Source organism: Streptomyces sp. NPDC059582, from assembly GCF_042735715.1.
Taxonomy (GTDB): Bacteria; Actinomycetota; Actinomycetes; order Streptomycetales; family Streptomycetaceae; genus Streptomyces.
The window spans coordinates 98,695-111,338 of sequence record NZ_JBHWCC010000017.1 but is presented as its reverse complement, the minus strand read 5'-3'; the positions used below and the strand labels follow the sequence as shown (position 1 = coordinate 111,338).

Here is a 12,644-nt window from a genome sequence, read left to right as displayed (position 1 = left end):
TCGGAGCCGTGGTTCATCAGGCGCCGTCCGCCAGGAGTGCGGGTATCTCCCAGTCGCGGGCCACGTCCGCCGTGTCGGCGCCCGGTTGCGCGGGGCCGGTGCGGACGGCCGTGGGCGTCGCGGAGAATCGGGGTGCGGGGGCCGGCTGGGTGATGCCGCCGTGGTCGGTGAAGGTGCCGCGGGCGGCCAGGTGCGGGTGGTGCGGGGCCTCGCGCAGCGACAGGACGGGAGCCACGCACGCGTCGGAGCCTTCGAAGACGGCCGTCCACTCCTCCCGGGTCCGGGTCAGGAAGCGGGCCGCGACGGCCTCGCGCAGCGCGCCCCAGCGGGTCCAGTCCTTGCGGGCCGGGCCGAAGTCCGTCAAGCCCACGAGGTCCAGGAACTCGTCGTAGAACTGCTGCTCCAGGGCGCCGACCGCCATGTGCTTCCCGTCGGCGGTCTCGTACGTGCCGTAGTACGGGCAGCCGCCGTCGAGGAGGTTGACTCCCCGGCGGTCCTGCCAGCCGCCCGCGGCGACCATGCCGTGGATCATCGCGGCCAGGTGGGAGGCTCCGTCGACGATGGCGGCGTCGACGACCTGCCCGGTGCCGCTCACGCGCGCGTGGTGCAGGGCGGCGAGGACGCCGACGACGAGGTAGAGGGAGCCGCCCGCGTAGTCGCCGACCAGGTTGGCGGGCACGGTCGGCGGCTCGTCGGGATCACCGATCATGCCCAGGGTGCCGGTGAGCGCGATGTACGCGATGTCGTGCCCGGCGCGGTGGGCGAGGGGGCCCTGCTGGCCCCAGCCGGTCATCCGGCCGTAGACCAGCCGCGGGTTGCGGTCGTGGCAGTCCTGCGGGCCGACCCCGAGGCGCTCGGCGACACCCGGGCGGTAGCCCTCGATGAGGATGTCCGCGCGGGTGGCGAGGTCCAGGACGCGGGCGGGGCCGTCCGCCGCCTTCAGGTCGACGATCACGGAGCGTTTGTTCCGGTTGGTGATGTCGTAGGCCGGGTCGACGGCGAGTCCGGTGCCGCCGGGGCGGTCCACCCGGACGACGTCGGCGCCCAGGTCGGCCAGGAGCATGGCGGCGAACGGGCCGGGCCCGATTCCCGCGAGCTCGACCACGCGCACCCCGGAGAGCGGGCCGCTCTCCGCCGTCGTTGCCGTTGTCATCCAGCCCCCTGAAGCCGTGACCGTGACACTAGTGATGTAACACCGACGATGCTAAGAACACGTTCTACGCAACACAAGACCTGGACGAGCAAGCGCTTAGTCAAGTATGGACGACACCTCATGGGTCCGCCGCGCGGCGGCACCCCCGGGGGTACCGCGCTCGCCCGTCCGGCTGCTCCGCCGCCGCCGGCCCCCGGGGGCCGGCGGCGGGATCCGCACCGGGTCGAAAGCGGGTAGGCAGCGGCAAGGGCGACTCCACGGAAACCTCCGCCGACAAGGGCGAACCGTGCTTTATCCCACTTCCTCCGGGTGTTCCCGGACACGGCCACCTGCCACCTCCGGGCTCCTCGTCGCGCTCCGCACTCCTCACGCTAGCCTCAGCCACCGACAGCGGCACGGCCGCACGAGGCTAGGGGTGTCATGAGCAGGCTGAACAGGACCGACCGTCCGTACGACATCGTGCTCTTCGGGGCCACCGGCTTCGTCGGCACGCTCACCGCCGAGTATCTCGCCGCCCACGCGCCCGAGGGGCTGCGCTGGGCGATCGCCGGCCGCGACGAGCGCAGGCTCGAGGAGCTGCGCGACCGGCTGCCGGGCGGCAAGGACGTCGGGCTGCTGCGGGCGGACGTCTCCGACCCGGCCTCGCTGCGCGCACTCGCCGAACAGGCGCGCGTGGTGGCCACGACCGTCGGCCCGTACATCAGCTACGGCGAGGAGCTCGTCGCCGCCTGCGCGCAGACCGGCGCGGACTACCTCGACCTCACGGGTGAGCCGGAGTTCGTGGACCTCGTCTACGTCCGCCACGACGCACGCGCGCGTGAGACCGGTGCGCGGCTGGTGCACGCGTGCGGTTTCGACTCGGTCCCGCACGACCTGGGCGCGCTCTTCACGGTGCGCCGGCTGCCCGAGGGCGTGCCGCTGACAGTGGACGGCTTCGTGACGGCGGACGCCACCTTCTCCGGCGGCACGTTCGCCTCGGCGCTGAACCAGTTCGCGCGCGGGCCGCAGATGGTGGCCGCCGCACGGGACCGCGCGCGGCACGAGCCGCGGCTCGTGGGCCGACGGACCTCCGCTCCCCTGGGCGGGCCCCGGTTCGCCGGGGAGATCGGCGCCTGGGCGCTGCCGCTGCCGACCATCGACGCACAGATCGTGCGGCGTTCGGCGAAGGCGCTGGAACGCTACGGCCCCGATTTCCGCTACCGGCACTACGCGGCCGTACGGCACCTGCCCGTCGCGGTGGGCGGTGTCGCCGCCGTGGGCGCGCTGGCCGCGGCCGCCCAGCTCCCGCCCGCACGGCGCTGGCTGTCCGGTCTGCTCAAGCCGGGGGACGGGCCGAGCCCGCAGAAGCGGGCGAAGAGCTGGTTCTCGGTGCGCTTCGTCGGCGAGGGCGGTGGCCGTCGGGTGTTCACCGAAGTCGCGGGCGGAGACCCCGGGTACGACGAGACGGCGAAGATGTTCGCGGAGTCGGCGCTCGCCCTGGCCTTCGACGACCTCCCGCCGACGGCCGGACAGGTCACCACGGCGGTGGCGATGGGCGACGCCCTGACGGAGCGGCTGCGCCGGGCGGGGATCACCTTCCGGGTGGCGGCCACCCGCTGAGAGAGCGCACGTCCCGCAGCGGCGGCTCGCTCACACGGCGCACGTCCCGCAGCGGCCGCCCACTCGCGCGGCGCACGTCCCGCAGCGGCGGGCCGCCCAGGCAGCGCGTGCCCTCCGGTGGGCGCCCGCTCGCGCGGCGCCGGTCCTACAGCGGCCACACCGCCACGGTGTAGATCATCCCGCCGATCCAGGCCAGCCCCGCCAGCACGGCGAGGATCAGAGCGGCCGTCAGGGCGCGCTCGACGGGCCGGTCGGGGTCGGCGAGAGGCTTCGGGGAACGGTGCGTCGTCATGCGGCCCAGCCTGCCGGTCACGCGGGCCGGGCCACATCCGTACAGGTACTCAGAACCGGTACTCAGGGCGGAGGCACGGCCACGACGCTCGTGCCCCGCGCCGCGACCTGCTCGCCCCTCGCCGCGACTCGCCCGCGCCCTGCTCCCTGCACCCTGCACCCGGTTTGAGACTTTCTCGGTACCCACGTGGCATGGCACGCGACTGCCTCCGGGAAAGTCTCAACGGGGAGTTGAATGAAACAATTGAAGCCTGGCCGAAGGAGCCATAGAGGGCACAAAGGGCGCGGAAAGCGAGGACAGACGTGAAGTTCCTGCTCGAAGTCACGGTGGACGACGGAGCGTCGGCGAAGGACTCGGCGGCCGAGCTGGGGCGGATCCTGCGGTACTGGGGCGGAAACCTGCACCACTACGCCTTGGAACCGGGCGACGGATCGGCCGTCTACGACTCCGAGTACCGCGAGGTGGGCGCCTGGCGCGTCGTCGCCTCCTGAAGCGCCCGCCGGCACAGCGCGTCCGCCCGGCGGGTGGTCTCGGGGAGCCGGTAGGCGGGGGTGAGGGCCAGCGTGTGGGCGCAGGCGTTGTCCAGGCTCGCCCGGTGGCCCACGGAGACGAAGACCGGTTTGACGGCGTCCCTGGTGCGCAGGGCGCGGCCGACCTCCTCGGCGCCCGCGACGAGTGGCGCGCTGGATCCGCGCCGGGTGCCGGGATCGTCGTACGTGAAGGTGAACGGGTTCTTCGCGACGCCGATGGTGGGCAGGCCGGTGAGGACGCCGAGGTGGCTGGCGAGACCGAAGCGGCGAGGGTGGGCGAGACCGTAGCCGTCGCAGACGACCAGGCCCGGCGGGCAGGGCAGGGCGTCGAGGGCGGCGCGCACGGTGGGGATCTCACGGAACGCGAGCAGACCGGGCACGTACGGGAAGGAGATCCGTCCGACCGCGGTGGCCTCGGCGACGACATCGAGGCTCGCCGCGTCCAGGACCACGGCGGCCGCCGCGACGACGTCCCGCTCGTCGTCGTAGGCGACGTCGACGCCGGTCACGTGTCCCGTCCCGGGCGGCGGTCCCGGCTCGTCCCGGACCACCCGCCCGCGCAACTCGTCCTGGACGGCGCGGGCCTGCTCCTCGGTCGCGGGCCAGCCCGCGGGGATGCGTACGGTCGTCATGGTGGGGACGAGCGTACGGCTCCCGGCGCGACGGCCGCGCGGGCGGGCGTCACGCCGGGTCCATGAGCACGGTCAGCCGTCGCGGCCGAGGGCGCGCCGCAGATCGGCCTTGTTCATGTCCGAACGGCCGTGGATGTTGCGGCGCTTGGCCTCTTCGTAGAGCTGGTCGTAGGTGGGGCCCTGGGCGCCCTTGCCGGACCGCAGGCCGCCCCTCCGGCCGGACGAGATGTCCTGGACGGAGGTGCGGCTGGCGGTCTTGGCCTCGCCGGACCGGGCGCGTTCCTTGTTGACCGTGCGTGCGGCGATCTCCGCGGCGCGCTCGGGGCTCTCGCCCCGCTCCCGCGCGCTCTCCTTGATGTGCTCGTACTGGCGTTCCCGTTTGGGGCTCGATCCGCGTGGCATGTCGGGTCGCTCCTTCCGTCCCTTCGTGGCTTCGCGCCTTCGCGCCTGTCACGACTGCGGGCCGGGTACCCCGTTCGCGCGCCGGGCAGCGGCCCCGAGCCGGATCAGCTCTCCAGGCGGGCCACGCGCCCCTGCTCGCCCGCGGCCCAGCAGCCGAGATCGGAAGCGCAGTCCACGGTGTCGTACGAGCCCGTGTCGACCGTCCGCCAGGAGCGGCCGCCGTCCGTCGTCAGGTCCGTGCCGGTGGGTCCGACCGCGAGGGCGGCCGTACGGCTGTGCGGGAGCCAGGTGACGCCGGAGCGGTAGGCGGGCGGCGGCGCGGCCGCGGCCCGCCAGCCGCGGCCGGCGTCGGAGGTGCGCGCCGCCGCCTGCGGGGAGAGCTGGTCGGCGCGGTAGTCGCCGCCGACTGCGAGACCGTGCGTCCGGTCGCGGAAGGCGAGCGCGAACACACCGCGGGCCGGGTCGCCGGCGGGGATCGGGGTGTCGGCGGCCGTCCAGGTCAGGCCGCGGTCCGCCGAGTGCAGTACACGCGCGCGTGCACCCCCGCCGGTGGCCAGCCAGACGTCCCGCGGCCCGGACGTGACGAGACACTGGCCGCTCGCGGCGAAGCCCGCCTCGCCGTCCAGGGCGGCCGGCATGCCGTCGCTCGGCAGGACCTTCCAGGTGCGGCCGCCGTCGCCGGTGGACAGGATGCGGAACCTGCCGTCCACCGGGTCGCTCATCGCCAGGCCATGGCGCTGGTCGAAGAAGGTGAGGCAGTCGTAGAAGGCCTTGGCGTCGGTGTTGCGGAATGACTCCGTCCAGGTCGCACCGCCGTCGGCGGTGCGGTACACACGCGACGCCTCGCCCTCGCCGATGGCCAGCACCACGGCGCGCCGCGCGTCGAACGCCTCGACGTCCCGGAACTGGAGGTCGCCGGCGCCCGGCGGCGAGACGTTCCGCCAGCTCGCCCCGCCGTCGGTGGTGCGCAGCACCGTGCCGCCGGTCCCGGCCACCCAGGCGGTGTCACGGCTGACGGCGGAGAGTCCGCGGAAGCGCGCCTCGGGAGCGCCGCTGTCCTTCGGCGCCCAGTGCGGGGGCCGGTGCGGTGTTCGGTGCGGTGTCCGGTGCGCCGGAGCGTGCGCCTCGGCCGGTACGGCGGCGAGCGCGGTCAGCGCGACTCCGCACACCCCCAGGGCCAGCAGCCGCTGCGTCCGGCTCGTACGTCTCGTCTTCCTCAAGTGCCCCGAGCGTCTCATGGCGGGCGAAGCTAGCCCACTCCCCCGGCCGCGTCCAGAGTGCCTGCGGTCGCCACAACTGCCCTTCCCGGCACGGGAGAAGCTCCCCGTCACTCCAGCGAATGAACGCGGTGACCGAGGTCACTCGGAATCCGGGTGCACGGATCAGTCGCTTCAGACGTCTCTACCAGTGTCCGGTCTCGTCCGCCCCGAGTCCGCCCGCCGTCCGTCCGTTGTCCGCCCGGCCGTCACCGTCCGGCCGGCCGTCCTAGGGAGCAAGGCGTTGCCCACCGTCATCGACCAGCCCGTAGAGGCCCGTCTCGTCGCCGCCGCGCCGCGGATGTCGAGCATTCCCGCCACGCTGCACTACGACCGGCTCGACCCGTTCGCGGTCCGCATGGCCTTCCCGGCCCCGGCCACCCTCGAGGGCGTCGACGTCTGCTGGACCTTCTCGCGCGAACTGCTCGCGGCCGGCCTCCACGGCGCCGAGGGACACGGCGACGTGCGCGTCCGGCCGTACGGGTACGACCGCACCGTCCTGGAGTTCCACGCGCCCGAGGGCACCGCCGTCGTGCACGTCCACTCCGCGGAGATACGCCGCTTCCTGCGGGCCACGAGTGAGCTGGTCGCCATCGGCACGGAGCACCTCCACATCGACCTGGACCACGACCTGGCCGAGTTGATGCGCGACGCCCGCTGAGCCCTGCGTCCCGACGGACCACGGCGTGCGCGGTGCGGACGGTGCGTGATGCGGGCAGCGCGCGGTACGGACGGCGCGCGCGGTAATTCGGTTGACGCCCCCCGAGGGCGTTCGTACGGTGTAGAGCGTTCCTGTTGCCGTCGATTGGAGAAGGACGTTGCTCGTCTGAGGTCCTGAGACACCGCTGCACACACCCGAGAGGTGTGTCTGCTGTGCGACCTCGGCGTCCGAGCCGTCCTCCGGAACTCCAGAACTCCGGCGCAGGCTTTCGACCGGTTGCCCCGCGGTGTCTCGACACGCGCTTGCCCAGACCGCATCAAGCAACCGCGAGGCCTGTATGTCCGCATCCCTCACCTGTACCTCCCTCTCCTACGCCTGGCCCGACGGCACCCCCGTCTTCGACGGCCTGGACGCCGCCTTCGGCCCCGGCAGAACCGGCCTCGTCGGTGTCAACGGGTCGGGCAAGTCGACCCTGCTGAAGCTGATCGCCGGGGAGCTCGTCCCAGCCGGGGGCACCGTCCGGGTCTCGGGCGAGGTCGGCTATCTCCCGCAGACCGTCACGCTCGACACCACCCTGCGCGTCGACGAGGCGCTCGGCATCGCCGCCCGGCGGGCCGCCCTGCACGCCATCGAGGCGGGCGACGCGTCCGACGAGCACTTCGACGTCGTCGGCGACGACTGGGACGTGGAAGAACGCGCGCTCGCCACCCTCGGTGAACTCGGCCTCGGTGACATTGGTCTGGACCGCACGATCGGCGAGGTCTCCGGGGGCGAGTCCGTGCTCCTGCGGCTGGCCGCGCTCCTGCTGCGCCGGCCCGACGTCCTCCTTCTGGACGAGCCCACCAACAACCTCGACCTGTACGCGCGCCGACGGCTGTACACCGCCGTCTCCGCCTGGTCGGGGGTGATGGTCGTGGTCAGCCACGACCGCGAACTCCTCGAAGTGGTCGACCAGATCGCGGATCTGCGCTCCGGGGAGATCGTCTGGTACGGCGGCAACTTCTCGGCGTACGAGGAGGTGCTCACCACCGAACAGGACGCGGCCGAGCGCATGGTGCGGGTCGCCGAGGCCGACCTGCGCAAGCAGAAGCGCGAACTGGCCGACGCGCAGGTCAAGCTGGCGCGTCGCAAGCGGTACGGCCAGAAGATGTTCGAGCAGAAGCGCGAGCCGAAGATCGTCATGGGGGCGCGCAGACGCGCGGCCCAGGAGTCCGCGGGCAAGCACCGCATCATGCACGAGGAGAGGCTCGCCGAGGCGCGCGAACGACTCGACGACGCGGTGGAGGCCGTACGGGACGACGACGAGATCCGCGTCGACCTGCCGTACACGGCCGTACCGCCGGGCCGGACCGTCCTCACCCTCCAGGACCTGGAGCTCGCGTACGGCGCGCGCGTGGCGGGCGGCCTGGACCTGCGCGGTCCGGAGCGGGTCGCGCTGATCGGGCGCAACGGCGCGGGCAAGACGACGCTGCTGCGGACGATCGCCGGGGAGCTGGCACCGGTCGCGGGTGAGGCGACGGCGCACGTTCCGCTGCGCTTCCTGCCGCAGCGGCTCGACGTCCTCGACGGCGAGCTGACGGTCGCCGAGAACGTGGCCCGGTTCGCGCCGGGCGCCACGAACAACCGGATCCGGGCCCGCCTGGCCCGCTTCCTGTTCCGCGGCGCCCGCGCCGACCAGAAGGCGGCGACGCTCTCCGGCGGCGAACGCTTCCGGGCGGCCCTGGCCGCTCTGATGCTGGCCGAACCCGCACCGCAGCTGCTGCTGCTCGACGAGCCGACGAACAACCTCGACATGGCGAGCGTCAGACAGCTCACGACCGCTCTGGAGTCCTACGAGGGCGCGCTGGTCGTGGCCGGTCACGACCTGCCCTTCCTGGAGTCCCTGGGCATCACGCGCTGGCTGCTGCTGGACGGCGAGCTGCGGGAGACCACGCCGGAGGAGATCGGATAGATCGGACAGGCCGAAGGGAACCGGACAGCCGCTGTGGCCCTCCCACCGTGTTTCAGGAGGGCCACAGCCTGCCCTAGGGGGGTTCTGTCCGCGGCGACCGGCACTGCATGATGGCGGACCGGCGCCGCATCATCAGTGCCGCGTACACACAGCCGACCACGGAGTTCCCTCGTGCCCAGCAAGAAGGCCCTCGTCCGCCGCCCCAGCCCGCGCCTCGCCGAAGGCCTGGTGACACACATCGAGCGGGAGAAGGTCGACGTCGACCTCGCGGTCGAGCAGTGGGAGGGGTACGTGGCCGCCCTGCGTACGCACGGCTGGGAGACGATCGAGGTGGACCCGGCCGACGACTGCCCCGACTCCGTGTTCGTGGAGGACACGGTGGTCATGTACAAGAACGTGGCCGTGATCACCCGGCCCGGTGCCGAGTCCCGGCGCGAGGAGACGATCGGCGTCGAGGAGGCCGTGGCCCGGCTGGGCTGTTCGGTGAACTGGATCTGGGAACCGGGCACCCTGGACGGCGGCGACGTCCTGAAGGTCGGCGACACGGTCTACGTGGGCCGGGGCGGGCGCACCAACGCCGCCGGTGTGCAGCAGCTGCGGGCCGCCTTCGAGCCGCTCGGGGCGCGGGTCGTGGCGGTGCCCGTGAGCAAGGTGCTGCACCTGAAGTCGGCGGTCGCCGCGCTGCCCGACGGGACGGTCGTCGGGCACATCCCGAAGGTGGACCGGCCGTCGCTGTTCCCACGTTTCCTCTCCGTACCAGAGGAGTCCGGCTCGCACGTGGTGCTGCTCGGCGGTGACAAGCTGCTGATGGCCGCGAGCGCGCCGAAGACGACGGAGCTGCTCACCGACCTCGGCCACGAGGTGGTCGTGGTCGACATCAGCGAGTTCGAGAAGCTGGAAGGCTGTGTGACGTGCCTTTCGGTACGTTTGCGGGACCTGTACGCCTGAACGGGTGACTCCACCCCTCGTTCGGCCCTGGGACCTGCGGGTTGCGGAGCTGCCTCGCGGGCCGGGCGCGACGGCTCCGACGACCCGGGCAGGCGGGCTGATCAGCAGGCTTTACGCGGTACTTAACCTACGGCAACGTAACCTACGGTTTCGTAGCCTACGATTCCGTAAGTTCCGGTACCGCTCGCCGGACGGTTCCACCATGTATCGCGTCCCCCTGGAGTTCTCGTGACGATCACTTCCTCTCACCTCGGCAGCCCGGCCGTGTGGACCGACGCCAAGCTGTTGTACGCGCTCGAGGAAGTGGTCGAGACGGAGCTCAACCGTCACCTGAAGGTCGCCAAGGACTGGATGCCGCACGAGTACGTGCCGTTCGGCGACGGCCGTAACTTCCCCGGTATTTTCGAGGACGGCGAGGCCTGGGGCAAGGAGCAGTCCAAGGTCACGGAGATCGGCCGGATCGCCCTGGTGGTGAACCTCCTCACCGAGGACAACCTGCCCAGTTACCACCACGAGATCGCCTCCCTGTTCGGCCGGGACGGCGCCTGGGGCACCTGGGTGCACCGCTGGACGGCCGAGGAGGGCCGGCACGGCATCGTGATGCGGGACTACCTGCTGACCTCGCGCGCGGTCGACCCGGACAAGCTCGAACAGTTCCGGATGGCGCACATGAGCGAGGGCTTCGAGTCGGACAACCGCCACTCGATGCTGCACTCGGTGGCCTACGTCGCCTTCCAGGAGCTGGCGACCCGTATCTCGCACCGCAACACCGGCCACCAGTCGGGCGACCCGGTCTGCGACCGGATGCTGGCGCGCATCGCGACCGACGAGAACCTGCACATGGTCTTCTACCGGAACCTGCTGAAGGCCGCCTTCGAACTGGCCCCCGACCTGACCATGCAGGCGGTGCGGGACGTCGTGGTCGACTTCCGCATGCCCGGCCACGGCATGCCCGGCTTCGAGCGGGCCGCCGCGCAGATGGCGATCGGCGAGGTCTACAACCTGCGCATCCACCACGACGACGTCATCCAGCCCGTCCTGCGGCACCTGAAGGTCCTGGACATCGACGGGCTCGGCCCCGAGGGTCTCCAGGCCCAGGAGGAGCTCGGCCTGTTCATGGGCGGCCTCGACGCGGAGGCCTCGAAGTTCGACGAGAAGCTCGCCGCCCGCAAAGCGCGGATGGCGGCGCGGGCCGCGGTCTGACCGCACACCCGCGCGCGGTGGGCCGATTTCCCGGTGCGGCCCGCCGCGGGCCTGCGGCATCATGCCGCCATGCGTGACAACAGCGGCTCGGAGCAGGCGGTCGGCTTTCTACTGGAGCTGGTCGGGGAAGAGACGGCCGAGCGGGTCCGCCGGCGGATCGGCCTGGCCCCACCCGAGCGGTCCCCGGTGGTGCAGCGCCGCCTGATGTCCTCGTGGGCGCGGCAGCACGTGCCGTCGTCCCTGCTGCTGTGGATCCTGGAAGAGGACGACCCGGGACTGAACGCCGTGGTGTGGCGGCACCCCGGCACGGACGAGGCCATCCGCCGGGCCATCGTGCGCGGTGTGCCGTTCGGACCGGGGCGTACCGGGCGGGTGCCCGTGGATCCCACGCTGGCCGACCAGGCACCACCGGTGCCCGAGAGCTTCACCCGCCACGGCCTCGTCGGCGCGCTGCGCACGGCCGGCTCCATGGGCGAGGGACGCGCGGCCGCCTCCATGGTCGTGGAGCGCGCCGAATGGCGGGTGGTCGCCGAGGCGGACCGCGAACGCCCGCTGCCCGGCTACGCCCGCTGGGCCCTGTCCATACGCGCGGACTGTCCGCCCGCGCTGCGCGCGCAGTTCGGCTCGCACCGCAAGTTCAGCCACCGGGTACGGCAGGCCGGAGTACTGGAGGGCGGCCCGGCCGAGTACGCGACGGCCCACGGCCCCGCCGCGCAGGTGCTGAAGGTGCTGTCCCTGGGCCACCTGATGTTCCCGGCGCGCGTGCGTGCGGCCGAGAACGCCCTGCGTCCGCTGGTGCGCGACCACTTGGGCGACCGCGAGGAGGCCTGGGCGGTGCTGGCGCAGCTGATCGACACGTTCCACGGGAACGCCCCGGAGCTGGTGGTGACCGCGGGCGCCGTCGCCTGAACCTCCGCCGTCGACGTGCCGCTCTCCGGGGCAGGGGCTCCATCGGGGCAGCGGGCGGGCTCCCCGCGCCGTTCGATGTCCGCTACGTCACAATTGCGCTATCACCCGGTTCGCGCGTGACCCGCAGCCGGCGGTCGGGGGTCCGCCGGCGACGCCCTGTCCGGAGTCACGACCGAACGGGGCATCCGTCACGGGAGGTCACCCATGAGCACCCCGCAGCCACAGCAGGACGACGCCACGGGCGCGGCCGACGCGCCCACCATGGACATGAAGCTGGAGGTGGTCGTCCTGCCGGTGGCCGACGTCGACCGGGCCCTGCGCTTCTACCGGGGCCTGGGCTGGCGGCTCGACGCGGACATCGAGGCCGGACCGGACTTTCGGGTCGTACAGCTGACGCCACCGGGGTCGCAGTGCTCCGTCCACGTCGGCCGGGGGCTGACCCCGGCGTCGCCGGGCACCGTCCAGAACACCTATCTCGTGGTCACGGACATCGAACAGGCCCGCGCCGACCTGGTCGGCAGGGGCGTCGAGGTCAGCGAGGTCTTCCACGCCGTCTTCGAGGACGAGGCCAGAAACCAGGTCGACGGCCCCGATCCCGACCGCAACAGCTACGCCTCGTACGCCACGTTCAGCGACCCGGACGGCAACGGGTGGCTGCTGCAGGAGATCCGGGAGCGACTGCCCGGACGGTGAACAACCCACCGGGACCGAGGAGATACCGCCATGGACACCGCCACGCTGGCAGACCTTCTGCGCGAGACCGAGGCACGCCACGGCACGTACGAGGCGTCGGCCCCCGCGCACCACTGGGCGGACTGGTACGCCGCGTACATCGTCGCGCGTGAGAACGGCCGCTCTCCCGACGAGGCGGCCGACGACGCCGCGTTCCACCTGGAGAGGCTCCAGCGCTGACACACGCTCGCGCGGGCGCCGCGAGGGGGGCGGGGCGGCTGGATTCGAACCAGCGTGTTCTGGTTTTGGAGACCGGTGCGCCTGCCTCTGCGCTACGGCCCCGCCCTTGAGGGCAGAGCGTAATGCCTTGGCCCGTTGTCGGTGGGGCCTGGTACCAATGTGTCACGGGGGCGAGTGCGGCACGGGGGGCACGGGG

General features: G+C 72.5%; 14 protein-coding genes and 1 tRNA gene. 9 read left to right on the top strand and 6 right to left on the bottom strand.

Features of this window, described 5'->3' with window-relative positions; all coding sequences use genetic code 11:
- Positions 1 to 16 precede the first annotated feature (16 nt).
- Positions 17 to 1,153 carry a CaiB/BaiF CoA transferase family protein gene (locus ACFV0T_RS17200; protein WP_385779276.1) on the bottom strand — a complete coding sequence of 379 codons (1,137 nt, stop codon included), beginning with the start codon at positions 1,151 to 1,153 and terminating at the stop codon, positions 17 to 19.
- A 420-nt stretch (positions 1,154 to 1,573) separates the two neighbouring features.
- Here ACFV0T_RS17200 and ACFV0T_RS17195 point away from each other — a divergent pair, with 420 nt between their 5' ends.
- Positions 1,574 to 2,752, top strand: coding sequence for a saccharopine dehydrogenase family protein (locus ACFV0T_RS17195; RefSeq protein WP_385779274.1), 1,179 nt, complete (start codon positions 1,574 to 1,576; stop codon positions 2,750 to 2,752).
- 145 nt (positions 2,753 to 2,897) lie between these two features.
- Here ACFV0T_RS17195 and mmpA read toward each other — a convergent pair whose 3' ends face one another.
- The gene (gene mmpA / locus ACFV0T_RS17190) at positions 2,898 to 3,044 is read right to left on the bottom strand and encodes a morphogenic membrane protein MmpA (protein WP_385779272.1); all 147 of its coding nucleotides are present in this window, start codon (positions 3,042 to 3,044) and stop codon (positions 2,898 to 2,900) included.
- Positions 3,045 to 3,346: 302 nt separating this feature from the next.
- Here mmpA and ACFV0T_RS17185 point away from each other — a divergent pair, with 302 nt between their 5' ends.
- Positions 3,347 to 3,535, top strand: coding sequence for a hypothetical protein (locus ACFV0T_RS17185; RefSeq protein WP_385779270.1), 189 nt, complete (start codon positions 3,347 to 3,349; stop codon positions 3,533 to 3,535).
- Here ACFV0T_RS17185 and ACFV0T_RS17180 read toward each other — a convergent pair.
- From ACFV0T_RS17180 to ACFV0T_RS17170, 3 genes are all read right to left on the bottom strand, one after another.
- Complete coding sequence (locus tag ACFV0T_RS17180) at positions 3,484 to 4,206, bottom strand: endonuclease V (protein WP_385779268.1); 723 nt, start codon at positions 4,204 to 4,206, stop codon at positions 3,484 to 3,486. The two genes, ACFV0T_RS17185 and ACFV0T_RS17180, sit on opposite strands and share 52 nt — an antisense overlap.
- Positions 4,207 to 4,278: 72 nt before the next feature.
- On the bottom strand, positions 4,279 to 4,608 hold the full coding sequence (locus ACFV0T_RS17175) for a plasmid stabilization protein (RefSeq protein WP_385779266.1): 330 nt from the start codon (positions 4,606 to 4,608) through the stop codon (positions 4,279 to 4,281).
- A gap of 104 nt (positions 4,609 to 4,712) precedes the next feature.
- Complete coding sequence (locus ACFV0T_RS17170) at positions 4,713 to 5,846, bottom strand: WD40/YVTN/BNR-like repeat-containing protein (RefSeq protein ID WP_385779264.1); 1,134 nt, start codon at positions 5,844 to 5,846, stop codon at positions 4,713 to 4,715.
- 262 nt (positions 5,847 to 6,108) lie between these two features.
- On the opposite strand from ACFV0T_RS17170, the gene ACFV0T_RS17165 reads away from it, so the two are divergent.
- The 7 genes from ACFV0T_RS17165 (at position 6,109) to ACFV0T_RS17135 (ending at position 12,448) form a co-directional block, all read left to right on the top strand.
- Entirely contained in the window at positions 6,109 to 6,525 is a 417-nt protein-coding gene (locus tag ACFV0T_RS17165; protein WP_385779262.1) for an SsgA family sporulation/cell division regulator, read from the top strand.
- Positions 6,526 to 6,862: 337 nt separating this feature from the next.
- Positions 6,863 to 8,476, top strand: a complete 1,614-nt coding sequence (locus ACFV0T_RS17160) for an ABC-F family ATP-binding cassette domain-containing protein (RefSeq protein WP_385779260.1) — start codon at positions 6,863 to 6,865, stop codon at positions 8,474 to 8,476.
- Between the two features lie 171 nt (positions 8,477 to 8,647).
- Positions 8,648 to 9,424 carry a dimethylargininase gene (ddaH, locus tag ACFV0T_RS17155; protein WP_385779258.1) on the top strand — a complete coding sequence of 259 codons (777 nt, stop codon included), beginning with the start codon at positions 8,648 to 8,650 and terminating at the stop codon, positions 9,422 to 9,424.
- Positions 9,425 to 9,652: 228 nt separating this feature from the next.
- The gene (locus tag ACFV0T_RS17150; RefSeq protein WP_385779256.1) at positions 9,653 to 10,627 is read left to right on the top strand and encodes an acyl-ACP desaturase; all 975 of its coding nucleotides are present in this window, start codon (positions 9,653 to 9,655) and stop codon (positions 10,625 to 10,627) included.
- Between the two features lie 69 nt (positions 10,628 to 10,696).
- The gene (locus ACFV0T_RS17145) at positions 10,697 to 11,536 is read left to right on the top strand and encodes a hypothetical protein (RefSeq protein WP_385779254.1); all 840 of its coding nucleotides are present in this window, start codon (positions 10,697 to 10,699) and stop codon (positions 11,534 to 11,536) included.
- Between the two features lie 261 nt (positions 11,537 to 11,797).
- A complete protein-coding gene (locus ACFV0T_RS17140) occupies positions 11,798 to 12,229 on the top strand; it encodes a VOC family protein (protein WP_385779343.1) in 432 nt (143 codons plus the stop codon).
- Between the two features lie 30 nt (positions 12,230 to 12,259).
- Positions 12,260 to 12,448: a bleomycin resistance protein gene (locus ACFV0T_RS17135; RefSeq protein WP_385779252.1), complete on the top strand. Its 189-nt coding sequence runs from the start codon at positions 12,260 to 12,262 to the stop codon at positions 12,446 to 12,448.
- Between the two features lie 28 nt (positions 12,449 to 12,476).
- Here the strand turns inward: ACFV0T_RS17135 and ACFV0T_RS17130 are convergent.
- Positions 12,477 to 12,552: transfer RNA gene (locus ACFV0T_RS17130), tRNA-Trp, on the bottom strand.
- Positions 12,553 to 12,644: the final 92 nt, after the last annotated feature.

Coding starts and splice junctions, on each gene's coding strand:
- ACFV0T_RS17200 (WP_385779276.1), bottom strand. CDS start 1,153: ATGACAACGGCAACGACGGCGGAGAGCGGCCCGCTCTCCGGGGTGCGC.
- ACFV0T_RS17160 (WP_385779260.1), top strand. CDS start 6,863: ATGTCCGCATCCCTCACCTGTACCTCCCTCTCCTACGCCTGGCCCGAC.
- ACFV0T_RS17170 (WP_385779264.1), bottom strand. CDS start 5,846: ATGAGACGCTCGGGGCACTTGAGGAAGACGAGACGTACGAGCCGGACG.
- ACFV0T_RS17195 (WP_385779274.1), top strand. CDS start 1,574: ATGAGCAGGCTGAACAGGACCGACCGTCCGTACGACATCGTGCTCTTC.
- ACFV0T_RS17175 (WP_385779266.1), bottom strand. CDS start 4,608: ATGCCACGCGGATCGAGCCCCAAACGGGAACGCCAGTACGAGCACATC.
- ACFV0T_RS17180 (WP_385779268.1), bottom strand. CDS start 4,206: ATGACGACCGTACGCATCCCCGCGGGCTGGCCCGCGACCGAGGAGCAG.
- ACFV0T_RS17135 (WP_385779252.1), top strand. CDS start 12,260: ATGGACACCGCCACGCTGGCAGACCTTCTGCGCGAGACCGAGGCACGC.
- mmpA (WP_385779272.1), bottom strand. CDS start 3,044: ATGACGACGCACCGTTCCCCGAAGCCTCTCGCCGACCCCGACCGGCCC.
- ACFV0T_RS17145 (WP_385779254.1), top strand. CDS start 10,697: ATGCGTGACAACAGCGGCTCGGAGCAGGCGGTCGGCTTTCTACTGGAG.
- ACFV0T_RS17140 (WP_385779343.1), top strand. CDS start 11,798: ATGGACATGAAGCTGGAGGTGGTCGTCCTGCCGGTGGCCGACGTCGAC.